The organism is Chryseobacterium viscerum, from assembly GCF_002899945.2.
Taxonomy (GTDB): Bacteria; Bacteroidota; Bacteroidia; order Flavobacteriales; family Weeksellaceae; genus Chryseobacterium; species Chryseobacterium viscerum.
Window position 1 is genome coordinate 521020 of the sequence record NZ_PPEG02000001.1, and the last position, 26968, is coordinate 547987.

27 protein-coding genes are annotated in these 26968 nt (G+C 37.0%); 19 read left to right on the top strand and 8 right to left on the bottom strand.

What is annotated here, in order from left to right; translation table 11 throughout:
• Positions 1 to 131: 131 nt before the first annotated feature.
• Positions 132 to 956 carry a universal stress protein gene (locus tag C1634_RS02330; RefSeq protein ID WP_103231151.1) on the top strand — a complete coding sequence of 275 codons (825 nt, stop codon included), beginning with the start codon at positions 132 to 134 and terminating at the stop codon, positions 954 to 956.
• 185 nt (positions 957 to 1141) lie between these two features.
• Positions 1142 to 1618: a hypothetical protein gene (locus C1634_RS02335; protein ID WP_123921352.1), complete on the top strand. Its 477-nt coding sequence runs from the start codon at positions 1142 to 1144 to the stop codon at positions 1616 to 1618.
• 47 nt (positions 1619 to 1665) lie between these two features.
• Here the strand turns inward: C1634_RS02335 and C1634_RS02340 are convergent, their stop codons facing one another.
• The gene (locus C1634_RS02340) at positions 1666 to 2535 is read right to left on the bottom strand and encodes an ATP-grasp domain-containing protein (protein ID WP_103231149.1); all 870 of its coding nucleotides are present in this window, start codon (positions 2533 to 2535) and stop codon (positions 1666 to 1668) included.
• 247 nt (positions 2536 to 2782) lie between these two features.
• Here C1634_RS02340 and C1634_RS02345 point away from each other — a divergent pair, with 247 nt between their 5' ends.
• The 6 genes from C1634_RS02345 to C1634_RS02370 all read left to right on the top strand — a co-directional run bounded on the left by C1634_RS02345 (position 2783) and on the right by C1634_RS02370 (position 7628).
• Positions 2783 to 3346, top strand: a complete 564-nt coding sequence (locus tag C1634_RS02345) for a hypothetical protein (protein WP_103231148.1) — start codon at positions 2783 to 2785, stop codon at positions 3344 to 3346.
• A gap of 12 nt (positions 3347 to 3358) precedes the next feature.
• A complete protein-coding gene (locus tag C1634_RS02350) occupies positions 3359 to 4003 on the top strand; it encodes a hypothetical protein (protein ID WP_103231147.1) in 645 nt (214 codons plus the stop codon).
• Between the two features lie 13 nt (positions 4004 to 4016).
• Positions 4017 to 4787, top strand: coding sequence for a sensor histidine kinase (locus tag C1634_RS02355; RefSeq protein WP_103231146.1), 771 nt, complete (start codon positions 4017 to 4019; stop codon positions 4785 to 4787).
• Positions 4784 to 5428, top strand: a complete 645-nt coding sequence (locus tag C1634_RS02360) for a response regulator transcription factor (protein WP_103231145.1) — start codon at positions 4784 to 4786, stop codon at positions 5426 to 5428. The genes C1634_RS02355 and C1634_RS02360 overlap by 4 nt, the downstream gene beginning before the upstream one ends.
• 269 nt (positions 5429 to 5697) lie before the next feature.
• Positions 5698 to 6543, top strand: coding sequence for a caspase family protein (locus tag C1634_RS02365; protein ID WP_165835252.1), 846 nt, complete (start codon positions 5698 to 5700; stop codon positions 6541 to 6543).
• Positions 6544 to 6617: 74 nt separating this feature from the next.
• The gene (locus C1634_RS02370) at positions 6618 to 7628 is read left to right on the top strand and encodes a trypsin-like serine peptidase (protein ID WP_103231143.1); all 1011 of its coding nucleotides are present in this window, start codon (positions 6618 to 6620) and stop codon (positions 7626 to 7628) included.
• A 69-nt stretch (positions 7629 to 7697) separates the two neighbouring features.
• Here the strand turns inward: C1634_RS02370 and C1634_RS02375 are convergent, their stop codons facing one another.
• The 5 genes from C1634_RS02375 to C1634_RS26275 form a co-directional block, all read right to left on the bottom strand.
• On the bottom strand, positions 7698 to 8108 hold the full coding sequence (locus C1634_RS02375; RefSeq protein WP_103231142.1) for a hypothetical protein: 411 nt from the start codon (positions 8106 to 8108) through the stop codon (positions 7698 to 7700).
• Between the two features lie 2 nt (positions 8109 to 8110).
• A complete protein-coding gene (locus C1634_RS02380) occupies positions 8111 to 10393 on the bottom strand; it encodes a hypothetical protein (protein WP_109737842.1) in 2283 nt (760 codons plus the stop codon).
• 84 nt (positions 10394 to 10477) lie between these two features.
• Positions 10478 to 10984 carry a hypothetical protein gene (locus tag C1634_RS02385; RefSeq protein ID WP_103231140.1) on the bottom strand — a complete coding sequence of 169 codons (507 nt, stop codon included), beginning with the start codon at positions 10982 to 10984 and terminating at the stop codon, positions 10478 to 10480.
• A 122-nt stretch (positions 10985 to 11106) separates the two neighbouring features.
• Positions 11107 to 12684, bottom strand: a complete 1578-nt coding sequence (locus C1634_RS02390; RefSeq protein ID WP_103231139.1) for a hypothetical protein — start codon at positions 12682 to 12684, stop codon at positions 11107 to 11109.
• A gap of 30 nt (positions 12685 to 12714) precedes the next feature.
• Entirely contained in the window at positions 12715 to 16359 is a 3645-nt protein-coding gene (locus tag C1634_RS26275; protein ID WP_228409943.1) for a hypothetical protein, read from the bottom strand.
• Between the two features lie 289 nt (positions 16360 to 16648).
• Here C1634_RS26275 and C1634_RS02400 point away from each other — a divergent pair, with 289 nt between their 5' ends.
• The 4 genes from C1634_RS02400 to C1634_RS02415 are packed head-to-tail and all read left to right on the top strand — an operon-like array spanning position 16649 to position 18552.
• Positions 16649 to 17158: a hypothetical protein gene (locus C1634_RS02400; RefSeq protein WP_103235383.1), complete on the top strand. Its 510-nt coding sequence runs from the start codon at positions 16649 to 16651 to the stop codon at positions 17156 to 17158.
• Positions 17155 to 17502 (top strand): tRNA-binding protein, encoded by a 348-nt coding sequence (locus C1634_RS02405; protein WP_109737843.1) that lies wholly within the window; start codon positions 17155 to 17157, stop codon positions 17500 to 17502. The genes C1634_RS02400 and C1634_RS02405 overlap by 4 nt, the downstream gene beginning before the upstream one ends.
• An 18-nt stretch (positions 17503 to 17520) precedes the next feature.
• Positions 17521 to 18222: a 3'-5' exonuclease gene (locus tag C1634_RS02410; RefSeq protein ID WP_103235385.1), complete on the top strand. Its 702-nt coding sequence runs from the start codon at positions 17521 to 17523 to the stop codon at positions 18220 to 18222.
• 3 nt (positions 18223 to 18225) lie between these two features.
• A complete protein-coding gene (locus C1634_RS02415) occupies positions 18226 to 18552 on the top strand; it encodes an SUF system Fe-S cluster assembly protein (protein WP_109737844.1) in 327 nt (108 codons plus the stop codon).
• 52 nt (positions 18553 to 18604) lie between these two features.
• Here the strand turns inward: C1634_RS02415 and C1634_RS02420 are convergent, their stop codons facing one another.
• Both C1634_RS02420 and C1634_RS02425 read right to left on the bottom strand, forming a co-directional pair.
• A complete protein-coding gene (locus tag C1634_RS02420; protein WP_103235387.1) occupies positions 18605 to 19441 on the bottom strand; it encodes a sulfurtransferase in 837 nt (278 codons plus the stop codon).
• A 114-nt stretch (positions 19442 to 19555) separates the two neighbouring features.
• A complete protein-coding gene (locus C1634_RS02425) occupies positions 19556 to 20404 on the bottom strand; it encodes a hydroxymethylglutaryl-CoA lyase (protein ID WP_109737845.1) in 849 nt (282 codons plus the stop codon).
• A gap of 189 nt (positions 20405 to 20593) precedes the next feature.
• Here C1634_RS02425 and pepT point away from each other — a divergent pair, with 189 nt between their 5' ends.
• The 7 genes from pepT to C1634_RS02460 all read left to right on the top strand — a co-directional run bounded on the left by pepT (position 20594) and on the right by C1634_RS02460 (position 26944).
• A complete protein-coding gene (pepT, locus tag C1634_RS02430) occupies positions 20594 to 21841 on the top strand; it encodes a peptidase T (RefSeq protein WP_103233906.1) in 1248 nt (415 codons plus the stop codon).
• A gap of 6 nt (positions 21842 to 21847) precedes the next feature.
• Positions 21848 to 22414, top strand: a complete 567-nt coding sequence (locus C1634_RS02435; protein ID WP_109737846.1) for a hypothetical protein — start codon at positions 21848 to 21850, stop codon at positions 22412 to 22414.
• Positions 22415 to 22604: 190 nt separating this feature from the next.
• A complete protein-coding gene (locus C1634_RS02440) occupies positions 22605 to 23912 on the top strand; it encodes a hypothetical protein (protein WP_109737847.1) in 1308 nt (435 codons plus the stop codon).
• Between the two features lie 177 nt (positions 23913 to 24089).
• Positions 24090 to 24329: a hypothetical protein gene (locus tag C1634_RS02445; protein WP_123921356.1), complete on the top strand. Its 240-nt coding sequence runs from the start codon at positions 24090 to 24092 to the stop codon at positions 24327 to 24329.
• Between the two features lie 153 nt (positions 24330 to 24482).
• A complete protein-coding gene (locus tag C1634_RS02450; RefSeq protein WP_103233900.1) occupies positions 24483 to 25079 on the top strand; it encodes a porin family protein in 597 nt (198 codons plus the stop codon).
• Between the two features lie 79 nt (positions 25080 to 25158).
• On the top strand, positions 25159 to 26217 hold the full coding sequence (locus tag C1634_RS02455) for a sensor histidine kinase (RefSeq protein ID WP_103233901.1): 1059 nt from the start codon (positions 25159 to 25161) through the stop codon (positions 26215 to 26217).
• On the top strand, positions 26210 to 26944 hold the full coding sequence (locus C1634_RS02460) for a LytR/AlgR family response regulator transcription factor (RefSeq protein ID WP_103233902.1): 735 nt from the start codon (positions 26210 to 26212) through the stop codon (positions 26942 to 26944). Before C1634_RS02455 ends, C1634_RS02460 begins: the two co-directional genes overlap by 8 nt.
• Positions 26945 to 26968 lie beyond the last annotated feature (24 nt).

Consider the following 26968-nt stretch of genomic DNA (forward strand, 5'->3'; position numbering starts at 1 on the left):
AGACTTAGAATGAAGGCTAACGTTTCATCACCTGAAAAAGACATTTCATCATCATTTTATGCAACATCACATTATTTTTATCATAAGACCTCAACGGTCTCTCCTAGTTTTGCAGTATTAAATCCGGTACAATGAAAACAATAATTGTCTGCACAGATTTTTCCCCTGAAGCTGAAAATGCTACTCATTATGCAGCTTCTATGGCTAAAGAAAATAAATACAGAATCGTACTGTTTAATCTACAGACTATTTCTATTCATGCTTTGAATGCTCAGGCTTCAGCAGATTTTTTCTATTCCCAGACTTTTAAAAATCAGAAAAAACTTGAAGATAAAGCCACTGAACTTAAGGCGCTATACACTATAGAAACTGACCATCATCTGGCTTCCGGTAATTTCATTGAAGAACTGGAAAACTGTATACAGCTTCACGGGGGTGATTTTATTGTTATGGGAATGACAGAAAAGACCCTTGAACAAAGGCTTTTGGGCAATAGTGTAACAAGGGCTATCCATAGAATACAAAAACCGATATTAATTGTTCCTGATCATATAGAATACACGGGAATCAGGAAAATTCTCTTTGCTTATGACAATCATAAAAATATGACCTGGTCTGCGATGAATGACATTTATTATTTCATTAATGAATTTAATGCTGAGGTAGAGGTATTCAACGTAAGTGAAAGGCTGGAAGATTTTGCTGAGGTGATCCATGATGTCGATCTGAATTCGGGGCATGATCTGGATGATATTAAATACAGCTTTAAAATGATTCAATCCATCGAGGTGATCAAAGCTATTGAAGAGGAAATCAGATTGACGAGCCCAGATCTTTTGACCATGGTTCCCTATAAATACAACCTTGTGGAAGCTCTTTTCCATCGAAGCAAAACAGCTATTATGGCTTATAAAAATAAAATACCACTGCTATCAATTCCCCTAAACGTAGATTAAGATCAATAAAAATCTGTACACATTTGAATTATCCTTTTTTGCCTTTGAAGGCTAAATTTTACACTTAATCTTGTTTAACAGGACCGGAAAGAGGTTTCCGGTCCTGTTTTTATTTTAATTTCATATTATTGCCAACTAAACAGAGAGATTATCTTGAATATACTTTAACTAAAAACAAAACCGTTATGGACTATCTTTTTCCTCATTTCAGGTATATTATTTTATTCTTATTTATCACATGCATCCCGTTCTCAGCACAAGATTTAAAAGGGCAGAAAGACATCAGCAAGCAATGCATGCAAAAGATGAAACTTACTTCAGATAAAATTGTGTTAACCAAGAACAATTTTGAAATGGCAATTCCATCCGAAATAATTATAGATCCGCTTCATTCCACGATCATTACTAATATTCAGAAGCCCAACAAACAGGAAAAGACTGTAACCAACTTTATCATTAAAGAAATCAGATGTGAAATGAATGAAAATATCACATCCGGAAATATAATCTATACCGTAAAAAGTAATAATCCCAATGCAACTTTTCCCAAAAACGGCTTTATTCTGAAGGCAACAAAAGAAGGGTTGTTTTTTTCCAGCAGTACAGATCCGGCAGATGATACCCCTATCATTCCTGTTGTTAAATTTGAAATCATAAAATAGTCTTCAAAATAAAATCACCCCGAACTTGAGGTGACAGATGAAATATTTTAAGAAACCAGAGCCATTAACGCCTCGTAGTAATTTTCCAATAAACGGTGATCTCCATTCAGAAATAAATACGGCTCTATCAACTCCAATTCCATTAATTGAAATGAATTATTGATCACAACGCCATCTACTCTTGCATACAGGGTCGCTTGTGGCAGGCTTTTCAAATAGGAACCAGCTTGTTCTATGTGTAAGGGATCCGGAACAGGATAACTGATACTTCCTCCATGATAATGCTGCACTCTGAAATCTCCTTTTTTAGGCATTTTTAATGAACAATGGCTATATTTTCCATTAAAAAACAGGAAAGACCATTCTCCGTTTTTGATCTCATCTACAAATTGCTGTACCATATAATCCTGCTCTTTCAAAAGGGTTTCAATTTCTATAGAACGTTCATTGAAATTATCTTTGCTTACCGTGATTGTATTTTGTGCTCCTGCACTTACGCAGGGTTTTACAACCAGCTTATCCGTATTGAAATATGCAAAGAAACGGTTGTCAAATCCGGACCCTTTTTCAATATATTCAGCAGGGATAACAGGAAGTTGTTTTTCTGCAAGATCTTTCAGATAATGTTTATCACTGTTCCATTGAATGATCTCAACAGGGTTTAACACTTTTACCCCTAATTTTTCAAGGTTGTCCAGCCAGTTCAGGAATTCATGTAAGTGATTGTGATAATCCCAGGGAGATTTGATGACAACGACATCTAAACTGCTCCAATCAACATTTTTATCATTCCAGATGGTGGGAACAACATCTAAGCCTTTATGTATTAAAAAATTAATCAGTTCTGTATCTTCATCATTGGCCACTCCCTGCGAGAGTCTTTCTTCTTTTTTATAGCCCACTATTGTGATTTTCATGCTTCTGTTTTTGAGTTTTATTTCAACCTCAATTTCGGGAAACCTTAAGAATAAACTCAGACACAGATTTTTCTATTTTGAGGGGTACAATTGGGATTTTTCTGATAAGGAAAACAAATTGACGATTCATATCCCTCTGAATATCAAAAAGTCGTAAATTTATTAAAGGATAAAAAACAGTGTTTTCCCTCTTTTCTATAGTTATGCCGTTCGCTAATTTTGTTCAATAAAATTAAAAACCATAAAAATGAAAACTTCCTTTTTTACTAAAATCTTAAGCCCGCTTTGTGCAGCATTTGTTATCGCTTTTTGTTTACTAAGCTGTACCCGCTGCTCCGAACCTCCTAAAGAACCCGTTAGTAACAGTTATAAAAAGAAACTGATCAGCTATCGTGAAGGCCGGGTTCTTTTTGATGAATACACGAGAACCAATCATGAAGCTCTCACCAAATACAGGAATGGTGAGCCCGATTCCCGATGGTATTGGTTTTCGCTGGAAGATATGGAAGGCTATATTAAATACGTAAAAGAAAATGCCAAGAAACAAAATTTAAAAAATCCGGGAATCAGGATTTACATGGGAAAATATCCTTTGAATCATCCTAAAAACAGAATGGCAAAACCTGAATATGCAGGCTATCAAACCATATTTTTGGCCCCTACTGCCCAAAAGAAAAAAAGAGACAATGCCATGTCGAGATCCGCAACATCCGCGACATCCGAGGAAAATACAGATGTACCTTCTATAGAATCTATGAATATGACCAATCTGGCTCCGCCGCCAAAAACGTTGTCTGGAACAATGCCATAAAAAAATAAAACTATGAACTGGAATATTGAAATAGGAAAACAGATATCTATGGTCATCTCTATTGTAGTCATAATTTTAATGATTATAAAATATAGAAAAACGGGAAAGGAAAATTTGTTTTTTATCATCGGATATCTGTTGTTTTCCCTGATTGATATTTTCTGTTATTTCTACTTTGCGCTGAAGAGTCTGCCTACGGATATATTCTATGTCATTGGTTTTTTGATGGTCGTATTTTTTTTATACTTACTGTATTATTATCATTTGTTGTATGTTCCGTTACTCAAAAAGATACAGATGCTTATTCTGGTGCTTTTTGTCCTCAATATTGCGGTAATGTTTTACACGGAAGATGATCTGCTTCATCATTTTTCTTTTAATATGCTGTATGTAGATATTCTGCTGCTGCTATTTTCAATTATTTTGTTCCTGTATCAAACCTTTAATTCAGATAAAATACTAGAAATCAAAAATTACTTACCCTTCTGGATTTCAGTGGCTTTACTGATCTTTTTTATCGGAAGTATTCCCATTTTCTTTTTCAGGACTACGGTTTCGGAGAGTATTTATTTCTTCATTTTATTTATGTTGAATTTGATCAGCAACAGCATACTTATATTGGGTTTAATTTGGAACAAACAAGACAGAAACAGATAAATGCTTCTTAGATATGGAAGAGAATAACTTGGTCATCATCTTTACCATTACTTTATTCATCGTTGTTCTTACAATGATCTTCATTTATGCTGTTTTTATCAAGAAAAAAACAACACTGCTGATAGAGCAAAAGGAAAAAGATCTGCGGTTTGAAAAAGAACTGGCCACTTCTCAGGTAGAAATGAAGGAACAGACCCTCAATTATATCGGGCAGGAATTGCATGATGATCTTGGGCAAAAACTTTCTGTGGTGAGGTTACGACAAAATCAACTGATTACCAAGTTAAAAAACACGGAAAAAGAAGATCTGATGGAACTGAATGACCTTTTAGGCGAATGTATACAGGATATAAGAAACTTGTCTAAAACATTGATTACCGAACAAATCATTCATTTCGGACTGGCAGAATCCATAGAAAGAGAGGTTCAAAGGATCAAAAAACTGAAATTATTAAAAATAGAATTCGTCACTCAGAAACAGGATATTGATATTTCGCCGAAACATGGGCTGATCCTCTTCAGAATCATCCAGGAAAGTATCAATAACGTTTTGAAACATTCAAAAGCCAAAAATGTTTCTATACAAATGGAAGATGACTGTGAAAAATTACACATTAGTATCTCAGACAATGGAAAAGGCTTTGATACAAGCAACATTCAGGACGGTTCAGGATTGAAAAACATGAAATTGAGGGCCAAGCTTATTCATGCTGAACTGTCTATACAATCAGAACTGAACAAAGGAACACAAACTTTGATAACCTATCACAAAAATTTATTATGAAAACCATTCCCATAGCCATCGTGGATGATCATACTTTAATTTCCAAAGCATTGGAAAATATGATCTCAGAAAATCCTCAATATAGGGTGATCATGAATCATCCTAACGGAGAAGATTTTATTGCTGGCATAGAAAAAGCGTCCGAATTGCCGGATGTCGTGTTGATGGATGTCAACATGCCTTATAAAAACGGCATAGAAACCACAGAATGGCTTAGTGAGCACTATCCTGACATCAAAGTGATTGCTTTGACAATGGATGATGATGAAAAAACATTGATTAAAATGCTAAAGGCAGGAGCTAAAGGATACTTACTCAAAGACATGCAGCCTTCTATCCTCTTTCAGGCAATCGACACTGTATTTGAAAAAGGGAGTTTTTATACTGATTTTGTGGCCCAGAAACTTCTGAAAGTAAAAACAGAAGAAATAAAAACCGCCTCTTTACTTTCGGAACTGAAAGACAGGGAGAAAGAGTTTATAAGATGGGCCTGCAGTGAACTTACTTATAAAGAAATAGCAGACAAGATGTGCCTCAGCCCCAAAACAATTGATGGCTACAGAGATTCCGTTTTTGTAAAACTGGATATAAAAAACAGAGCCGGTCTGGTGCTATTTGCTTTGAAACACGATCTGTGTTGATAGAATATTTCAATTTTCTGATCTTATTCTATCTCATAAAACAAACATCCTTACATCTTACTTACCCATCCGGCAGCTTTTCAAGCTGCCGGATTTTTTATGACGTAACACACTCATACAGAATCAAAAAAGGGGCTTTTACCTTTCTCAAAATACGGTTTTATCCTCTGTTTTTGTTCTGTAGAATGACGGAATTTTGTCATAGAAAAACAAAGGAGGCAGAACCCGAAAAGCCGAAACAGAGTAGGGATTATTTTAAAACTAATACAATGAAAAAAGCACTCATCGTAGGAATCAATGATTATGCACCTATCGGATATGGAGGACCAGATCTTAATGGCTGCGTAAATGACGCGAGGGATATGGCCAACACATTGGTGATCTGTGGTTTTAGTCCAGCAAAGATTAAAATTCTGACCAATCAAAATGCCACAAGAGCGAATATATTAAACTATCTGAAATCGATCATCAGTACCAGTGTAAAAGGAGATTCTCTTGTTTTTTATTATTCAGGACACGGAACCCGAGTGGCTAATATCGGGTCAGATCTGGAACTGGATGGTCTGGATGAAGCTATTTGTCCGCACGACTATGCCAATAATGGGGTCATTCGTGATGATGATTTTAAAACCGTTCTCAGCAAGCTAAAACCTGGAGTGAATATGGAAGTCATCTTCGACTGCTGTTATTCCGGAACGGGAACCCGAAAAATGGATCTGGGACTGGAAGCAGACCTCCTTAATGAAACTGCCCGTTATATTCCGCCAATGCTTGAGGATGAATTTTATCTGACGTATGCCAGTGAAATGGAATCTTCCAAAAGTTCAAAAAAATCAACTGTTCTGACTAAAGCATTGATCCCTGTTGCCGGAATGAATCACACGTTATGGGCTGCAGCGAAAGACAATCAGGTTTCTATGGAAGGAAATATCAGCGGTCAGATACGAGGGTATTTCACGTATCACTTCTGCAAAATATTGCGTGCGACCAATGGAAATATCGTCCGAAAAATCCTGGATAAGCAGGTTGCTATCGCATTAGCAGCAATGGGAGCCGATCAGATCAACCAAACGGAAAGCATCACGGCAGAATTTTCACAAAAAATATTCACTTAATCATAAAACCACTACCGGCGGAATCCGAAAAGCCATCAAAAGAGTAGGAATATACCAAATTAAAAATAATAATCATGTCTAAAATCGAAAACAACAACCCAATGACAGCAGAAGAAGTTTTAAGACTTAGAGCTGTTAAAGCAAAACTAACTGAAAAACCGGCAGCAATTGAAAAATTATTCAGCCAGCTTCCTGCTATGGAAACCATTAACGGAAGAACTTTTCCTAAAGGGATGAAAACAATAGGAATGCCTATGGATGAAAAAACAGCAGAAAACAGATCTTTGGAAACTGACCATTTCTACCCTACCCATGCTGATTTTGAATACAGTCCCAAACTGGAACCCAAAAGAGACCGTAAACCTAAATTTATTGACAGAGATTCTTTCCTGACTTCTGAAAATGCAAGAACTATTTTCGGTGCAGATCAAAGAAAAGTATATAATTCTACAGCCTATCCATGGAGATGTGTGGGCAGAGTAGAAAGTTCTTTAGGATCAGGAAGCGGCGTAATGATCGGACCCAGACACCTTCTTACCTGCTCTCATATTGTAGACTGGCAGCCTAATAATACAACGGGATGGCTGAAATTCACACCTATGTATTACAACGGAAGCGCTCCTTATGGAACTGCCTGGGGTACATTAACGTATTACAAGTATAAAGTAGCAGGTCCTAGTATCGACTCTACAGAGATACAATATGATTATGTAGTAATTGTCTTAGATAGACCCATCGGAAACAGCACAGGCTGGCTAGGTTCAAAATCATATTCCGATTCTTGGGATGGAGGTGCTTACTGGACTCACGCAGGATATCCGGGAGACCTTACAGGAACCCAAAGACCCACTTACCAAACAGGTATCGCGTTGGACGGAGACTTCTGGAGTGCAGATGACAACGAAAGCATGAGCCACAAAGCAGATATATGGCCTGGACAAAGCGGCGGTCCTTTCTGGGGATATTGGGACGGTTCCCCATACGCTGTAGCCACTCAAAGTGCTCATAACCCAAGCGATAATTTTGCAAGCGGAGGCTCAGATTTGGTAAATCTGGTCATCAAAGCGAGAAATGAACATCCTTAATTTATTTTTTAGTTTAACAACCGCGCCCACCTTTAAAAGGCGGGCGCGGTTTATGTAAAGCAGTAAATATTATGATTTCCTACCATAACTATGTCGGACAATCTTATAGTTTTCATCTACATAGTCTAAAATTTCCTGCTTTTCTTCATCAGTTAGAGAAGAGTTAAAATATATTTTATCATTTTTAAGCTCATAAAGTTCGGAAAGCTCAGGACAGTTTTCAAATAAGCCTTTATAATTTTCAATCATTGCAGAGATTGGTTGATAGTAATCTTTATTGTAGATATCTTCATTTGGACTATCTATTGATTTCTTTGACCATAGTATTACTTTCTTATGCCACTGCATTAATTTTGTTATAAGAGAAATCATCTTATTTATTCCTAGACTATTCTCTGCTTGTTTTAAAATGATAATCCTTAGAGGATGCTCACCATAAGAAGTCAGCTCATTTAATAATTTTTCTATAGCTATATTCATAATTAATATTTTTCATAAAGTGTAAAAATATGTCTAAGCATATCATCTATTCTTATAAAGCTTATCTTTATTCCAAGCGCTTTTTGAAAAGCTCTTTCATGAAAATATGCTCTTTTTTCTTTTGCCGCAACATTTCCAAAACGTTTTTCTGCTTCTTCTCTTGACAAACCTTGGATAATCATTCTTCGTTTTTCATAGTTTTCAATTGCATGTGTTCCTTCATGAATTATATCTCCTAAAAATTCATCTATTGATCTAGACTCTCTAAAATACATATCTAATCCATCAGCAAAAGCAATAGTTCTATTAGCCTTGTCTAAGCTATCTCCATATTCCATTTGACAAATCAAATTGAACTCGTTATCATCTAATACTATAACCAAAATTTCATTTTCATCAATACTTTTAGCTATTCTATTAGCTTGTTCCGTATATCCTCTTAAAATATTTGTTATTTCAGATTTTGGAATATTTTTAATTGAAGTTCCTTCCCATTTTTCTTTAAAATCATTAAGCCTCTTTTTATTTTGTTTATGCGCTTGCTGATTCCATTTTTCATCTAAGCTTTTGTTTTGGCTATCAAGCTTCTCCTGTATCCTCTTCTGCTTATCCTTCACTGTTTTCTCTGCAGGAGACAAACCATGATCAGCAACCTCTTCGCCAAAACCAAAGACCTCATCTAAAATCTTTCCTAATTTAGAAAAAATTTCTTTTGATCCTTTCTTAAATTCACGAAGAATCATTCCAATAAATTCTATAATTCTGTTGAGAGCGTTCTCCGCTTTTGTAATTGCCTTGGTGATCTTTTCCAGTGGATTCAGGATAAAGCTTTCTACGGATTTGGCAAGCCTGGCTACTGCCGCCGTTCCTCCTGTAAGAAGTGTTTCCACAATAATATCGATGATAATCCCAATGATATACCCATAGTAATAAGCCCCTTTTTCCAGTGTGATCTGAGGGAGTTTTTCTTCTACCCATTTTACCAGACGGACAATGGTTTCGAGCTGAAAAGTAATACATTGCTTAAAAAACTCCAAATAATCAAAAGTCAGAATGCCTTCCAGCAGGTCTTCCATCAGTTCAAGGAACATTTCCCCATATTCCACTTTTCTGTCATTCACTTTATCCATTGCAGCGACTGCTTTGAAGATAAAGCCGATGATAGAGAAAATTCCGGCAATAATATCAACCAGACTGTTATAAATACCACACAGAAAAGCATTGGCAATCTGATAATTTCGGTAAACAATATGCTGCATTCCGGTAAGTGGGTCTGCAATAAATTTCTCCAGCTTGTCGATCTGGTTAAAAAAGAAAGTTAGGGATTTATTGATTCTTTTATAGATAAAAGCAGGAAAGAAAGTTTCAGCGTTGCTCAGCAGACTATTAAAATCATCCTTTGCTTCATTGATGCTTTCAAAAAATGATTTTACAATTTTGGCATTGAGTTTTTTCTGGCCTGCAAGATTTTCATAAGGGTTCTGAGAAGCTTTGTGCTCATAGAAATCTTTTATTTCTTTGTAAAAGACTTCCGGAATAAAGGTGGGATCATACTCTCCTTCTTTCGGATTGGGATTCCATCCGTTTTCTGAAATTCTTAGTTTGACAATATTTTCGGCAATTCCTTTTGTAAAAAACGTTGAAGCTCCTTCTAAGGCTTCCTGCTTAAAAAAACTGAATATTTCTCCGATACTTTTATCTTTCAGACCCAGAAACCAGCTTATAAAATCTACTTTATTTCTGTAAATACCTTTTTCAATAAGGGATTTGAGCGATTTAGGAGTAACTGTTGCTTCATGTTTTCTTGTAAAACTGAGAATGTCTGCAAAAGGCATATCCTTTTTATTCGCAAGCCCAGCTCCTGCTACTGCACGCATGACTGTATTGTGATTATAGCGGTCATCAATTTCTAAGAAAAGGATCAGCTCATTGCTATTGGGTAAGGCTTCCATATAGCGCTGAAGAAGAAATGCTCCGTTTTTACTGGCAAAAAGAACAACATCAATTCCTGCTATGGTCTGGCTGAATCTGCTTTTGTACACAACAACTTCTTCGATATTTCCTCCAAATACAGGATCATCCGAATATATCTGAAATCCATTACCGTCTACAACTGGTTTCCCTCCATAGTAAGTATTGGCAATTTGCCTTGAAGTTTTTTGCTTTAATTCCGGAGGAGATTCCTGATTCGGAAAAATTGTCCCGGAAGAACCAGGATTCTCATTCCCAAGAGAGAAATCCGTGATGTTCCTCAATAGAGGGTTATTTAAAATTTCTAAACTCATTTTGTGATTTTTAAGGTGAATAAAGGCAGGGCTTTAAGGCCCTGCCAGTAGAACAGTTAATGAATTCATCAAAATAATCTGTAATTAAGACAGTTTGTTGAGTTCGTTGCTTTTCATCTCAACAAATTCCTGTAAATAACTTTTCAGAAGATCCAGAAAACCTATTTTATTATTCTTAACAAGCCAAAGCATGTAATGATGGGTATTCACTTTGATAATAGAGGTTTTAGGATTTCCTAACTCATCCAGAACAGGGTTCTGTGTTTCTTCATCTACTACAGGAACAAATATTCTGTTAAAGTTTTTATCTCTCAGGCTTGACCATTCTTCTTCTCCAATCATCCATTCCGGAGTGGGAAGGTTTGAAGGTTCAATCTCATGGGTTTCTTTATCTCTTAAAACCTGCTGATAAAAAAGATAAGTTCTTGGAAGCTCTGTGTCTACCACCATTTTATTGATTCGAATAAATCGGTTAAAAGATGGAAGTAAAGGATGTTCAGAGATCTGGATTTCCCCCAGGTTTAAATTTGTTGTATTAATTTCGTTTAAAAGTTGCTGTACCTGTTCAGGTATTAATAATTTTTCTTTCATTGTTTTAAAATTTTGTTGGGTTAAATAACAGTGCCTATCAGTTCATAGACACTGCTTGATGAAAAGGCAGAATTTTCAGGCTCTGCCTTTTATATTGAATTTATCTCAAAGCTTGGTAAATATTATAGTTTATACAGTTCAACAATATTGGCGCTTACGCCAGTATTTCCCGCTGTATTCATATTGTACATTCCAAAGGCAACCGGGCCTGTATACCCTGTTTTGGTATAGGTAACCGTTTTATTATTGAAGTTTACAATAATTGTCCAGCTTCCTCCACGTCTTATAAATGTTGCATTAAGAGCATAAGTCGGTTCCGCAGTAGTTACTGCTTCAGCTGAATTGTCAGGGAATATCTTACCCATAGGATACCAGTAAGACTGTACCAGTCTAATATTGGCAACCGTTTGATTTAAGAGATCTAGCCCATTGGCAGCATTTACTAATCCTACAAAGTGGGTCATCGTTCCAAAACCATTAGGACCACTAATTGTTGCAGTCTTACCTGTAATTTCAACACTCATATAAAAATCTTCATCTGCCCCAATCAATTGATTTGTTTTTCTGGCCGCGATAAAAGTAGAATCATCGGCAAGTGCTTTTACATTACCGTCAGAACTGTAGCTTACAGCAGCTCCCGCTTGTGTAATTACAGGTGATACCGCATTATTATATATTTTCTGTTCCCAAACAATGTTATTCAGAGGGATACGCTGTATCTGACTAACCACACGGATGGTAAAGCTTGTCAAATACCAGGCTACACCATTCCACAACCTTATTTTATATTCTCCTATTGGAATATTCTTAAAGTTATAATAGAAGGTCAGGTCAATGCCGTTCGTATATAGCTGAACTTGTGAGCCCGGGATTGCAGCGACAATAGTAGCTGTATCAGCAGAAACACTATCCTGGGTACATAACTCCACTTTAAAGCTAGTGGAAGGAAGGTTTAGGTTTGCTCCCTTCAGGTTGATCCAAAATGGACGGTCTGTTTTATCCACAATTGGTGGTGATATAACCGCCACACTCATGGTATCCGTACTCCAGCCTCCGTTCATTTTCGTTTTCCATGCTGATCTTTCAGCTTCAGTCAATTGGTTCGGTATTTCTAATAGTAGATTTTTACTGTCTATCACCGCATGTAAGCCACTAGTATTTTGGACTACAACTTTTTGAAAATTGGCGATATCAGAATTCTTATTTGGCAAACCGGATAATACGTATGGGTTTCCTAAAGTATTGATAGAAAATGAAGCATTAAGAGTATGACTTCTTGCTGAACTGTTTGACAGGTTGGCATTCATCATATTTTTTCCCAAATCACCTGCAGGAAGCTTGGCAACATTTCCACTATCATTCAAACCTATAATTTTAGGGTAGTCCTGAGCGTTTCCGTCTGTGAGAGGAATTTCTAATTTCTTAGCTAATTTTTCCCTTGTATTAAGATTAAATTGAGACTGGCTTGCTATTCCTTCTGCTAAAAGATCAGCATTTGAAATACTAACATGATTATCAGCTAATTCAAGAGGAATGGTTCCATCTACAACGGCATGGGTTTTTAAATCACCGTTTTCATCCACGGCATAATCTGTGTAAGATAGGGAACCAGGAGCTGCTACCTGATAAATAGCATTAGTTTCCCTTTCTCCAATGGGAGGTAATTCATTTACACGTATAATTTTTCCTATAATTGGCATTTTTTTAAATTTTTTAGGTTAATAACTATTTTATTTCCAGTCTCCTGAAATAACTTTCTGTCCTTCAAGCGATTCTACTCCAAGAAGATTATCATTGGATTCAAAGTTGAATCTATCCTCAGTAATTACATCGGAAGGCACTTCAAAGTCAGCTGGATTTTCAATGGTAAATGGCAATGCATGAGCGACTTTCAGTCCAATACTTTCAGCCTGAAGAATATTTAACGTTGTTGGAAGTCGTGTGATCCATGCTTTTCCATGTTTTTTTCCTTTTGGCTGCTTCATTTCATCTACGATAGATAAATAAAGGTCATCTCCGATGACAGGAACTTCTCCACCATTCCATATTTTTCCAGTGCCCAAATAGAATTGTACAGCAGCCTCAAAACCAGGGCGTACTGTGGCAACCACTCTGGCCATACCACTTTGTAAAAATGCTTTAAAAACAGGATCCGTATTCTCCGCTTTATATAAATCTGACCAGTTTTGCTTGCTGCCCCAATAGTAAGGATACAGATAATAGGATAGATTTTCCCATTCAAACGCCTGCTCCATGAATTTTACAAAAGCGGTATACTTATCAAGATCTTTAGACAACCGGGTTTCATAATCTGTGAATGAACTTCCTTGTGTCAAACCGGACAGGCCAAAACCATGGATAGAATTTGTGGCTCTGTCTGCCATATAAGAAATACAGTTTTTTCGAAGGATTGTGTTTTCAATCTGTCTGTAGAAGTTTGGATTTGAATCTTTAATCGCAACTGCTTTATTTTCTTCTTCGGAAACAGCATTATTATATTCTACTAAAGCAACTTCATAGGCATCAATAATCGCTTTAAAAGTTTTCAGCTGCCATTGCTTTTTAGCATCTTCTGTCAGAATACAGGTAATAGAAAGTGATGTTTCAAAAGAATAAAATCGGTCTGTAGAGATACTTACTGATACATCTCCTGTGTATCCCACAAAACTTCCCGTTTTGCTAAAACCTGGTGTTGTAATGCCATTAACAATGCGCTGATCAGCTATATTAATATTCAATAATGAACTGACATACTCTTTTCCACCACCACTGATTGAATATTCTGTACTGATATATCCCTCCGGAATTTTCACGACATCCTGTAATCCGATTGCGCTCGACGCTCCCGCCGTCTCGCTCATATCCGGGGTTTTATCTCTACCATATGCAAAACCTTTGGTTACTTTAATGCTATTTTGCAAAAATTTTTCGATTTCCACATTGTATTTGCTGATCCAGTATTTCAAAGTTGCCTCATTTGAAAGCGCACTGAAATCTTTCATTGGCATTGTCTCAGAAATCCTCGGATCTTCAGGTTTTACAAACTTGCTTTTTGCCATTCCCAGCAAATGCAGTTTTGCTGGCTCAGGAATCATGAATTCAAACATCATACGTTTCCCATAATCGTAGATCTGATTTTTCATTAGCTTATCCACCCATCTGTAAACTCCTACTACATGTTTATCTCCTTTTTTATTATCAAAACCATGAGAATTGTTTTCTTCAAACTCTTCAATAATTTTCTCGATTCTTTCTTCATGCACTTTTGTGACAATTCTATCCATAGCCCTCGATGTAATATCCTGAGCTTGAGTCACAGCTTGTCTGGTACTTTCATCTCTGGAACTATGACTGGCATTGCCTAGTCCCATACTTGTATTGATATTATAATTACCTCCGGCATAGCTGGCATTTACCCCAAACTGAGTATTGCTGTCTGATGCTTCCTGCATCATTTTCGCGATCTCATTCTGCATTTCAAAACGGGTAGCTGTCGTAGTATCAGTAAGCTGCTCTCTTTCAGTATCAGAAGATGTAGTCGTAGTATTTTCACTTCTTCTTAATCTTCTTGTAGATTTCTCACGATATTCTCTTGCCATGATATTCTCAATGTTAGCGACTTCACCTTCAACATAGGCATGTGTAGTCTGCTCTACTTTCAAATAATCTGCAATACCAATTTGTTTAAATCCGAATCCTGATGGAATAAAGTTATTTCCATCTTCAGTATCTACGGGTTCTTCTTCATCCACTTCAAGTAAAAAGTTATCAGAAAAACAACTTCTGGCTTGTAATTTACTGACATAAATATTGGCAAGCTTTCCATTCGTGAACATAATTTTAGCACTTAAAGAAGCATCCTGAATGGTATTAAAATCCAACCCCGGCATACAAAGATCATTTAGAAAAATAATATTTCCTGATCTGGATTTTACATAATAATCACCATTGATGTTTGCAGAACCGTCAGCAGGAGTCAGGTCATAAGAGATATTATTGACCTCCCATGATGAATCTGGAACCGTAAGTGCTATATCAAAGGTAAATCCTTGATGAACATACTTTGGACAGATCTGATAGGTAAAAGGAACCGCCACTGTTCTTGCCATAGGAATCAAAACCCCTCCTATACTGGTATATGTTTCACTTTCCGTATTGGTATTTTCAACAATAATATTATTAGATTTTTCAACGGCTTCTTTCAATAAAGAATCAATCTCCGAAAAAGTGCTTCTACCTTCTAATAAATCGTTGAGATTCAAAGAATTTGGCTCTGCAGAACGAGCTTTATCTGAATCTGTCTGAAAATCATATCCCAGAACATCAAATAAGGCATCTAAATTTTCGGGTTTTATTGCTCTTAATAAAGAGTCTGCTTCTATTTCGGGTCTGAACTGAAGATTAAACTTTGGGAATATCGGTGCGGGAATACTCGAAATTTGCTGACAAGGATCTGCTGGATCATATTTTACCTCTGAATTCCTTACCTGGCAATAATTTTCTTTATGAGCAGCGAGCTCTCTTTTATATTCCTCAATAATCGAAGTAATTTCATTTTGGTGAATTTCTTCTTTTACCGTGTATTCTTTTTGATATTCTGTTTTATACAATCTTTCAATAGTAGAAAGATTTTTCTTTAAAGCACTGTATTTTTCCAGCTTAATCTTTGCGGCGGAAACAAGTTGCTGCTTTTTCATTTCTTCTGTAGGAAATGTTTCTTTAGGACCGTCAGCCACAATTCTTGAAACAGCTTGTGGCGCAGAGATAGTCTCATCTTCCATCATAAGCTCTTTAGGCAAAACAACTCTTGCTTCAAGGGCTGTTTTCATTTCCTCTTTATTGGATACAGAAAGAATATGATAAGCCAACAGCTGTTGCATAACTATTTCCTTGATATAAAAATCTTTTTGGGTCACCACCTGATAAATTAAATTATTCCATAAACCAATCAGGATAGGTCCTACAGGAGCTGCCTGTGGATCAGTTAATACTCCTCTTTTGGCGATAACCTCCTCATAGGTGCATGTATTTTTATTTTTTGCTAACCAGGTTCCAAATGTATAGTAAGCCTTATATGTTCTTTTAAAACCCTCTAAACTATTTTGGCTGTTTGAGTCTGTTGAAATTCGTTCCGGATTATTTACATAACTAGCAGCGCAGGTTTGCAGAAGCTTTTGTTTCGAACCGGTTCCATTAACAACCGGAACATAAAAAGCATTATTATTTTTTAAATCCTGAGGAATAACAATGAATCTCTTATCTTGTTTCGTATCATCAGATAATTCCGGGTTTCTTAGACTTACAAATCTGAAAAGCGTTTGTGAAGGTGTATTTTCTACAGGAGCGCCTGTAGCATCATTTTCCATATTATTCATTTTGTGTAATTTTGTGTAGGTTAAAATAGATTGAGATCTGAAGTTCTTTTTAGTAGAATATCTTCAGGTTTTAGCCTTATTTTTTTAGGTGGTTTGCGGCAAGAATATTTCCACCCTTCGTTTTTAAGACTAGTTTCATTTTCTGTGTTTTTCTTGAAGCAAATATCCATCGCAGAAGCGACAAAAGGTGACGTATAAAAATATTTTCACTCCGACATCCTAATCCTTTGGGGCAAACTGTCTTAGTATTCTCAATATTTTAATACATTTGTTATTAAACATATTTCAGATGAATTTCGAGCAGATCAACTTACACCTTGAGGCTTACAAAGAGCATAACCAGATTTTGGATGCTGCAAAATATATGATCCATTCTTTTGATCTTGAACATGAGAACTTTGCAGGATTTGGATTCAGGGAAGAGCTGTCTCCCACCTCGATGCTTCTTACGGCAGAAGGTGAGCTGGGTGGGCCGCAAACGGTAATGATCCCAAGAAATTTATTTGATTTTGACCTGAACCTTGTCCTTAATATGATGGCACACGAAATGCTTCATGTAAGACAAAAAGCTCCCGGACAGGTCATTGAAGACAAAAATGAAAGAGAATTTCAGGCGTATTATGAGATGCTTTTTCACAAAGTATTTCCACAGATTCCGGAGGTTTCAGATTTTCATAAAAAATTCTTCGGCGGAAAAGCGTTGGAATATTACAAAAGAATGGGTGAAGGGTCAGTATTACAACAAAAATATGCAGAGCAGAAAATAGAAGTAGAACATTTAATCAACGAATTACCATGACAGTAAAACCAGACATTTCCTGGGCCGATTTTGAAAAAATAGACATCAGATGCGGAACGATAATTTCAGTGAATGATTTTGAAAAAGCAAGAAACCCATCTTACCAGTTGGAAATAGACTTTGGAGATCTGGGAATCAGAAAATCATCGGCACAAATTACTTCTCTTTATGAAAAAGAGGAACTGATAGGAAAACAGATTTTAGCCGTGGTTAATTTCCCTAAAAAGCAGATTGCCAACTTCTTCAGCGAATGTCTTGTTTTAGGATTGTATGGTGATGATAAAAAAGATGTAACTCTTTTAGCTCCTTCATTGCCTACAAAAAACGGAATGCAGGTAGGATAGATACCAACAAAAACACATATGATACAGACCATACCCTTAGAAAGAGTTTTATTCCTTGATATTGAGACGGTTCCACAGTCAGGATCCTGGGACGAGTTATCCGAAACAGAGCAATATCTGTGGGACAAGAAGACCAGATTCCAGAGAAAAGAAGAGGTCTCGGCAGAAGAATTTTATGAACGTGCCGGTATTATGGCCGAGTTTGGAAAAATCATCTGCATCACCATCGGGATGATTGAAAAGAATGATACTTTAAAAATAAAAAGCTTTTCCGGACATGATGAAAAGAAGATGCTTCAGGAATTTGGAGAAATTTTCAACAGTCCCAGACTCTATAATGTCATTCTGTGTGCTCACAACGGGAAGGAATTTGATTTCCCCTGGATTGCCAGACGATACCTTATCAACGGAATGCAGCCCCCGGCTCCGTTTCAGATGTTTGGAAAAAAGCCCTGGGAGATTCCTCATATAGACACTATGGAACTGTGGAAGTTCGGGGATTATAAGAGTTTTGTATCACTGGAATTACTGGCTCATGTCTTTGGCATTCCAACTCCGAAAGATGATATTGACGGCTCAATGGTTTCATCAATTTACTACATAGAAAAAGACTTGCAGAGAATTGTTGACTATTGTGAAAAAGATGTCTTAACTTTGGCAAATATTTTCCGACGCATGCGTCAGGAGGATTTGTTGAAAAGGAATATCAATCTAGATTAAAAAATGAAATTTACAGACGATCAAATTGCTGACATTGGTGAGGAAATCATTGGTGTACTAAAAACCGTATATGACCCCGAAATTCCGGTAGATATTTACGAATTAGGACTGATTTATGATGTCCAGATCTCCGATGATGCTGACGTAAAAATTATAATGACACTTACGACTCCCAACTGTCCTGTTGCAGAAACGCTACCACAGGAAGTAAAAGATAAAGTGGCAGAAGTAGAGCTTGTAAAAAGTGTAGATTTAGAGCTTACTTTCGAACCGAGCTGGAATAAGGATATGATGAGTGAAGAAGCGAAGTTTGAGCTGGGAATGCTTTAATTACTCTTAACAATATAAACCCCCGAAAGAATTCTTTCGGGGGTTTTGTTTTTTAAATATCTTTTGCTATTTCTTTCCCTTCTCTCCTGCTCCACTCACTCCAGGATCCTACGTACAAATCCGGCATTGGAAAACCTGCATAATCCAGAGCCAAAATAGTGTGACACGCTGTAACGCCTGACCCACAGTGAATAATCAGATGCTCAGGGTTATTTTCTAATAACTGACTGTATTTTTCTTTTAAAACTACCGGACTCAGAAAATTACCGTTTTCATCAAGGTTTTCAGAAAAAGGAATATTGATCGCTCCCGGAATATGTCCCGCAACAAGATCTATTGGTTCAGACTCACCTCTGTATCGATAGGCATCTCTTACATCAATGACCGTAGAAGAGTCGTTTTTCAATTCATTTTCAACAATTTCCAGGCTCGAAATCGGAAGATTCCACTGATTTTTTTCAATCAAAACAGCCTTATTAAAGACTTCTTCTCCTGAAGAAAATTCAAAGTTATTTTTTTCGGCTGCCTGCATTCCGCCATCAAGAACCTGAACATTTGCAAGGCCGAAAGATCTTAACATCCACCATGCTCTTGCCGCAGCATTCGAAGCATTTTTATCGTCATACACAACGACGTGAGAGTTTTCAGCGATCCCAAGGTTTGACAATGTTTCAGCAAACTTTTCTACGGAAGGAAGCGGATGTCTTCCACCAAAAGCAGCATCTTCTCCTATCTCAGCCAGATCTTTATCCAGATCAATAAATCTTGCTCCTTTAATATGCTTTTCAAGATAGTTTTGCCTTACCTCTTTTCCTGTTCTTGCATCAAGAATGATAAGATTTTCTGTGGAAAGGTTCTTTAATTCGGAGGGTGAGATGATTGGAGACATTTTGTTGATTTTGGGGATTAATTTAATTATCTTTTGGCTAAAGCCATGTGTATCTTAATATAGTAAAGCGGGCTAAAGCCCGCTCCTATTGATTTTTTTATTCTTTATAACTATTTAAAAATGAAAAATATCCTTCGCCTTGTTATAAGAACTTTCAAAGTTCAGGAGGTTCAGCTTATGGTCTGCTTTTTCAACACTCATAAAGTTGATCACCTGCTCGGTAGGCATGTTTCCTACCAGATCATCTTTAGCCATAGGACAGCCGCCAATTCCTTTGATAGCACTGTCAAATCTTCGGCAACCTTTATCATAAGCCGCTTTTAATTTCGAGTAAGAATCTTCATAACGGTTATGAAAATGTCCTCCGAAGTTGATTTCAGGGTATTTTGAAGGTATCTTTTCGAACAAAAGAGCAATGGTTTCCGGAGTTGCCACACCGGTTGTATCTGACAATAAAATGTCTTTCACACCGATATCAGAGAATCTTTGTGCCCACTGGTCTACATCTTCCCATTTCCACATTTCGCCATAAGGATTCCCGAAAGCCATGGAAAAATAGATATTCAGTTGTTTTCCCTCGCCTCTTGTCAGCTCAAGCATTTTAATAATCTCCTCAAAAGCTTCTTCCTGACTTTTATTGGTATTTCTATGCTGAAAGGTTTCAGAAATAGAAAACGGAAAGCCCAGAATATCTACGGATTGGTGTTTCAGTGCTTTTTCGGCACCTCTGTAGTTTCCGATAATTGCAGAAACTTTCGTTTTGGAACGTGATTTATCAATATTTTCAGCCACTTCATCAGAGTCAGCCATCTGTGGAATTGCTTTTGGAGAAACAAAACTCAGACAATCCAGCACATCAAAGCCAACATCCATCAAGGAGTTGATATAATCGATTTTTTTATCGGTAGGGATAAATTCTCCCCATCCCTGCATCGCATCTCTAGGACATTCGGTAAGAAACATTGTTACTTTTTGATTTTCTCAAATATAATAAAACTAAACTACTTAGTATACTGTACATACAAATCTAACACTATTTTGATTTTCAAAGTTTTATATCTGATTTATAATTTCAATAACTGATATTAACTCTCAAATAATGTATTCTGAGCATCAAATTTGCTAACTTTGTTAAAATTTATGATAAATCTGATGAGTACAATAGAATTCAACCCAATGTGGAAAGAGAAATTACTGAACCGTTTTCTTAGCTATGTAAAAATATATTCAACCAGCGATGCAGAAAGTGAAGCAACACCTTCTACTCCGCGCCAGTGGGATATTGCCAACTATATTACTGAAGAACTGAAGACTATCGGTCTGGAAAATGTTTCAATTGATGAGCATGGTTATATTATGGGATATGTTCCTTCTAACCTTGAAAATGATGACAGGCCTACTATCGGATTTATTTCACACTATGATACTTCACCGGATTTCAGTGGAGAAAATGTACAGCCTCAGGTTTGGGAAAACTATGATGGAAATGATCTTCTTTTGAACCAGGCGACAGGATTCACATTATCCCCTTCAAGATTTGAAAGCTTAAAAAAATACATCGGGCAAACCTTAATTACTACTGACGGAACAACTCTTCTTGGTGCTGATGATAAGGCAGGTTGTGCAGAGATTGTAACTGCTGCTGAGTACCTTATCGCTCATCCAGAGATCAAACATGGAAGAATCGCTATAGGATTTACTCCGGATGAAGAAATCGGAAGAGGCGCTCATAAATTTGATGTCGCTAAATTTGGTGCAGAGTGGGCTTATACCATGGATGGTGGAGAAGTTGGAGAACTGGAATATGAAAACTTCAATGCAGCAGGTGCTGTAGTAAAAATCCACGGATTGAGCGTTCACCCAGGTTATGCATATGGAAAAATGATCAATGCAGCTCTTTTAGCAGCTGAATTTGCTCAAACACTTCCTGCCAACGAAACTCCTGCAACGACAAAAGGTTTTGATGGATTCTATCATTTAATGGATATTACAGCTGACATCTCTGAAGCAAAACTTCAATACATCATCCGTGATCATGATGCAGAGAAATTTGAAGCCAGAAAGAAATTCATGGAAGGGAAAATCGCTGAATTCAACCAGAAGCATGGTGAAGGAACCGCTGAAGTGGAGATCAAAGAACAATACAGAAATATGAAGCAGCAGTTTGAAGGTAAAATGCACATTGTAGATCTTGCTGCAAAAGCAATGACTGAAGCTGGTATTGAGCCTAAGATCAAAGCGATCAGAGGAGGAACAGACGGTGCACAGCTTTCTTATATGGGGCTTCCATGTCCGAATATTTTCGCAGGAGGAATCAACTTCCACGGACCATACGAGTATGTAGCATTGGAAAGTATGGAAAAAGCAACTGAAGTAATTATTAATATTGTAAAAGCTTAATAAATCATGAAAAAGGTCTTAGCATCAGCATTCATTTTCACTTTTATTTTCGGCAGCGCCCAGATTTCTGAATTTCAAAGGGCAGATTCCCGCTATGAAAGAAAGAAAACGGCTCTGTATAACAAATATCCTAAGCCTAATGATTTAAAAACCAAGAAAGAATGGCTTCTGACCGAGGATAAAATTGCAGCCTACAAGGATGCTTTGGAAAAAGCTTCAGTTGAGGATAAGAAAATGATCGCTGCAGATCCACCTGCAAAAGGAAAGGTTACTAAAGAAGCTGAATACGATAAAGGTAAAGCCGCTTTCCAAAAGCTTTTAAATGAAGCAGTGGATCTTGACTTTCTCAACTTTTCTTCAGATGCCTACAAAGCAACAATCACTTTTGTTGTAGACTCCAAAGGAAATGCTCTTGACCCCAACGTAAAAGGAAATAATGAAGATGTAAATGCATTCATTGAAGCCGCTTTTTACCGTATAAAAGACAAAGGCAAGTGGAAGCCGGCAGAAGATAAAGGAAAACCGGTATCTTCTACTGTTTCTATTCCTTTAGCATTGATTTTAAAAAAATAATCTATACAAACCCGCTCTCATTGCAGCGGGTTTTTCATTTCCTATATCTTGGAAATTCATATTCACGATTACCCGGACAAAATGTAAATCTCCCTGAAAATCATTATGTTATTGACAGTAATTTAATGTAATTCTTTTGGGAGCGTTAAATAATTCATCTAATTTAGATAGAAACTTAAAATCACTGTTTATGAAAATGAAATCTAGCCCCTTCAAAATCAGCAGAAAATTTTATTTTTCTATTCTTTTTTCTATTTTCTGCTTGCTTCTTTTAACGTCTTGTTCTCAGGATGATCCCCTGGATGCTCCTGTTGAAAATCCCGCAGAGTCTGTTCCTATGAAGACATTAGGAAAACTGACTTTACAGAAAAATGTTATCATTCTGAATGATGAATCGGTGAACGCAATTTCTGTTCATAATGAAGGAGGAATTACATTTAGCCGTACAACTCCACAAACAGACAGTATTTCAGCCGGAACTATTATTGTAGGTACAAAAGTAGAAGGTGATCAGGTGAGCACCATCCTTTCAAAAGTGAGCTCTGTTTCCAAATCAAATAACGGCTTCACCGTACAAACTTCCAGCGCAAAACTTGAAGAATTTATCTATAGTGGAACCCTCAGCGGAGTGTATGATCCATCAGATAAAGCGCCCATTAATATCAATGGAAAAATGGTGAATTACGTTCCCGTAGAAGGTTTGGTTTCTCAGGAGATCAATCGTAAAATACTTTCTATTGAAGCCAGGAACCTCCAAAATCAAAAAGTAGTTGCTTTCAACCGTTTCGATTTTGATAAAACCTTTTCATTTCCCTTATCCTCAGCAGGAACTTCCAGCGTAAATGTAAAAGGCGGATTTACTCCAAAAATTGATTATCATATCACTTTTTCGTGGGGCCATTTATCTGATTTTTATGTCAACCTCATCATGGATGACCTCAAGCTTCAGAGCTCTGCAACTATTGTAGGAAGCCTGGGCTATACAGCCAGCACGACAGATTATCTGAATATTCCTATCGTTCCTATTGTCTTGGGACCTACTGGTCTTATTTTAAGCCCTACCCTTTCTGCGGGACCATTTCTTGGAGTGCAGGCAACAGGAAAGGTGCAGGGACAGCTTTTGGATCTTGAAGGAAATGCCAACTTCCTGGTAAGCAAAAATCCGGCACTGAATATTAATCTTCAAAAGAAATCAGATCCCGCCATCACCGGAGTGGAAGGAAACTTATCTGCTGAAGCAGGTTTAGAGGCTAAAGGAGCCGTAGGACTGCTGTTTATTTCTGTTCCTATTGCCAATTCCGGGTTAAGAGGAAGAGCTTCTGCCCTTTCATCTTTAGGATTGACATTTATTCCTGAAAGAAAAGGAGTATTTTCTGTAAAAGGCAAAATTCAGGCAGATATGTTTTATGGTTTTGGAATAGCGCCTCTCAGGTATGAAGGGACTATCCCTCTTTTCAAAAAAGAATATCTGCTGTATCAAAAGGATTTCAGTTTCTAAAACAGAGCAGACCATCTATCTCACTATCAATAAGCCACTCTTGAAGTGGCTTATTTTAGTATAAAAAAACACTATAGATATAATTCATTTACAATCAATTAAGACATTTTTATTATATTTACAAGGATGTACAATTTTAAACTATAACATTTAATACCAAATTTAATCATGAAAAAAATGAAAAAACTTTTGAGAAAAGACTTATCTGCAATTCTGGGAAGCGGAGGCGGAGGCTGTCATATGGGAGGAAATTCCTATAATTGTCAGGATGACTGCCAGTGTGCCTGGGGAAATGCCTGTGAAATGTATGAAGACGGAAGTCCGGGACAATGCATCGCTGTAGGAGGAGGTGGAAATCCTGGCGGAGGCGGAGGTGGATGCAATCCTCCTTCTATCTGTGAAGAACAACCTTATTAGTAATAGAAAGCCGGAAGTAATACCTACTTCCGGCTTTTATTTTTCATCCGAAAACAGAACCTTGTCAAAGCATCTCTGCCGTTCATCAAATAAAATTTCACCCCCTGCTTCATAATTGTTGTTTTGCATCAGATTTTTAACAACACTTAATTTATGAAGCAGCAATTTTTAGCCTTGAGCTCTCTATTATTGTGCATTTCCTGCACCGTAGAGATGAAAGCACAGCAAACCCCAGCTTTTCACATCGGAATAAAGGGAGGAACAAATTTTACAAAAACCTCAACGGAATCTTCTTCCTTGGAAGGGAAATACGGCTTCGGTTATCAGGCAGGAGTAATGACAAGAGTAGACCTGGGAAGCCTGTATGTACAAGGAGAAGCACTCTTCAACAAAAGGAAAACATCATTCGAGTCCCAAGACGGAAGCTCTTCAAAACTTTCATGGAACGCTATTGATATCCCTGTAATGGTAGGATACAAATTCATTAAAGCCAATGATTTCAATGTAAGGGTATTTGCAGGAGGAGTTTACAGCTATGCTTTTAATAATAATTTATCTACTTCTCAGGCTCTTCAGGAAGGTTTTAAAAAGTTTGACAAATCCAATATTGGAGTTACGGGAGGTGTAGGATTAGACTATAAAAATTTCACGGTAGATCTGAGATATGAGACCGGCCTTACAAGCATTAGTAAAGAATTTAAGTCCAAACCCCATAGTTTTTCCCTCGGAATAGGTTATTTCCTGTTCTAAAAAACTTAAATTATCTTTACCTGTTAGAAACTGTTTTCCCTGCAGTTTCTAATTTTTTTATCAACCTATTTCCAGTTCCATGACAAAATCTTTTATTTTAAAAGAATATATATTTACTTTTATTTTCTGGCTTGTTCTCGCTATTGTATTATGGTGTAATTTTCAGACCACCACAGAAAACTATCTCGCAATGATTCAAGCTGTTATCATTGTGAGCTTTTCTTTTACATTTACCCATTTTTTAACCAATAAACTTCTTCCAAAAGCTTTACGGGAAAAAAAAATGAAGCGGTTTCTGACCCAGGCAGTGATGGTTATTTTTATATTAAGCCTGATTTTCGCTATTGTTTTCACTTATCTTGAAGTTGCTCCTAAAAATCAGCTTCCGAAGAGTTTTTCAGATCAACTTCCTTTCCTGTGGCAGGGATTTTATATGTCTTTGCCCGCTTCATTCCTGATCAATGGAGCCGCATGCGGTATCAAGTTTTATAAAGAACACGGAAGAATAGAACGTGATCATATTCTCCTTCAGCAGGCTCACCTGGAAAACCAGCTTAAGCTTTTGCAGGATCAGATCAACCCTCATGTGGTATTTAATATTCTGAACCATATTCATATTCTGATGAAAACGGATACGCAGCTTGCAGATTTTCTGTTGATGAAATTTTCGGATATTCTCCGGTATCAGCTGTATCACTGTAACCAAGCCATGGTTCCTTTGGATAAAGATGTTGAATATCTTCAAAACCTTGTTGAAGTAGAAAAACTGAGATGGGGAAATGAGCTTGATGTGAAAGCAAACTGGGAAATCGGTAATAGGAAAGCCTTTATTGCGCCATTGCTTCTCGTTCCTTTTATCGAAAATGCATTTAAATACGTCTGCAGGCTGCCCGGTCATAAAGGGTATATAAAAATCTCCTGTAAAGAGAAAGACAACCATCTCTATTTCTATGTTGAAAATTCCTATTCAGATATGGCAACCTATAAAAAGAAAGACGGAACAGGAGGAATTGGTCTTCAAAATGTAAAAAAACGATTAAAACTACAATATCCGGATTCCCATGATCTGAAAATTGAAACGGATAATCATATCTTTAAAATAACTTTACGACTAACGCTATCTGACCATCATGAGTAATATTATTCCTAAAATGAAATGCCTGATTATAGATGATGAACCTCTGGCAAGATTCCATCTTAAAGAACTGGCTGATCAGATTGACTTTTTATCGGTTGAAGGAACATGTGCCACAGCCCTGGAAGCTGACACCAAAGTAAAGGAGAGTGAAATAGACCTCCTTTTTCTGGATATCAATATGCCTTATCTTTCCGGTCTGGAGTTCCTGGAACAGCTTGAAAATCCGCCTTTGTGTATTCTTACCACAGCTTATTCCGAATATGCTTTGGAAGGATTCCGTCTGCAGGTAGCAGATTATCTTTTAAAGCCTATTGCTTTTAACCGTTTTTATCAGGCAGTAAATAGGGCACAACAGCAGTTTATCATCAGTGAAAAACTGAAAAAGAATACTTCACTGGATGATCCTTTTCTATACGTGAGGCAGTCCGATTCCTTTATTAAGGTTTCCTGGGTAGATATTCTTTACATTGAAAGTATGCAGAATTATACTAAGCTTCATTTTAAAGATAAATCGCTGATTATCCATCAAACGATGAAGGCTATTGAAGAATCGCTTCCTTCAGATCACTTTTTCAGGATTCACAAGTCATACCTCATCAATATCACCCATATCGATATGATCTCCGGAGGGCGGCTTTTCATTAATAAAATTGAGCTTCCTATTTCCCGTACCCGAAAAGAAGAATTGCTTAATCAGGTGGTATATAAGAAACTGATCAGCAAGTAGCTGTAAAGAGAGAAGCCGGAAGCC